This window comes from Pseudoalteromonas sp. NBT06-2, from assembly GCF_002276045.1.
GTDB lineage: Bacteria > Pseudomonadota > Gammaproteobacteria > Enterobacterales > Alteromonadaceae > Pseudoalteromonas.
Genome location: NZ_NQMR01000377.1, coordinates 1 through 785 on the forward strand (window position 1 = coordinate 1; position 785 = coordinate 785).

1 protein-coding gene and 1 pseudogene are annotated in these 785 nt (G+C 41.4%); both read right to left on the reverse strand.

The features are described 5' to 3' along the window. Positions 1–437 (reverse strand): ATP-binding protein (locus CJF42_RS26160; protein ID WP_170940791.1); only part of this gene is annotated, 437 nt, incomplete at its 3' end. 9 nt (positions 438–446) lie between these two features. Further along, positions 447–785 (reverse strand): annotated as a pseudogene (locus CJF42_RS27950) (IS21 family transposase); the annotation flags it as partial.

Here is a 785-nt window from a genome sequence, read left to right on the forward strand (position 1 = left end):
GCTTGGGTCAGATACATTTTCTCTAACAATTCTTTTAATCTAAAGTAATTCACGCTTCTTCCTTGCTGGCAGTGTTGATTTCCAAGTGCACAGGCAAGATAGGTTTTCCCACAACCTGTTGCACCTGTGATCAGGATATTTTGATGTAGTCTAAGCCACTCACCTTGTGCCAATGAGCGGATCTGTGATTTATTGATATTGCGAGTCGCTCGGTAGTTAACCTGCTCCAATTGCGCTCTCACCCTGAATTTGGCTTGTCGTATCAGTCGTGTTATTTTTCGGTTTTCTCTTTGATTTAACTCCTGATCCAGCAGTAAAGCTAAGCGTTCTGAAAAGCTGAGCTCATTGTAATGATTTGGCTGTTCGGCTTGTTGGATCAGCGCATCTCGAATGCCATTTAGTTTTAGAACGCTTAATTGTTGATAGATTTGTTGCATAATAATTCCTTAATGATAATAGTTGTGGCCGCGAATATTGCTGTGCTCTATATCTGCTAGCAGATCTGGTTGAGTTGAAGGTAATGGCTTACTTTCTAGACCTTTATCTAAAATTGAACGGATCCCAGATACCCTATGTATGCCTGTTGCCAATGCGCGTTTACAAGCTAATTCAAGACGTGAAGGACTGTATTTCTTTGCCAAACTGAGTAGCCCCAAGCAAGCACGATAACTTTGTTCAGGATGCTTTTTAGCTTGTAACAACATCACTACATACTGCTCAGTTAATTGACCGATATCAGCAGCCCACTTTTCAAAACGTTCGGGTGACCATTGTCCATGTTTCTG